The sequence below is a fragment of the Candidatus Symbiothrix dinenymphae genome, from assembly GCF_001431085.1.
Map to the genome: position 1 here is coordinate 1 of NZ_BBRU01000410.1, position 447 is coordinate 447.

Genomic DNA, 447 nt, shown 5'->3' on the forward strand with positions numbered 1-447 from the left:
GTCGAAAGATGAAAAAGATGCAACCGCGTATGATGCTTTTTAGCCAACTCAACTGCCTGACCGGCAGAGGCATAACACGCTTCACTGCTACGGATTTTTTGAATGAAACGAAATATCCAAATTTTCGCCCAATTGGTTGATATAGTGCGCTTTGTTGGTACGGATAATGTCCTCACTTTCGCAATGCGCGGCGATAATCATGTCCGTCTCCGCAAAAAGGCGATTCAAACTGCCGGGATTATCCACCAGCATATTGCCCGTAGAAGACCCCATGAAGACTTTGATGGCGGTTGCACGCTTCGCCTCCACGCGTTTCAACTCGTCCAAATTCTCGTTGGTGGCACCGATAAAAAAGGAGTAATTTGCCATCGACTCTTGCGATGCGCGATTGAATTTGTCGTTAAGTGCCTCAACCGTAGTGGTTTGTGGCACCGTATTCGGCATATC

Annotated in this window: 1 pseudogene; it reads right to left on the reverse strand. The window is 47.4% G+C overall.

Going from position 1 to position 447, the window contains the following annotated elements:
- Nucleotides 1-87: 87 nt before the first annotated feature.
- Nucleotides 88-447 (reverse strand): annotated as a pseudogene (locus tag ASC50_RS04630) (dihydroorotase); the annotation flags it as partial.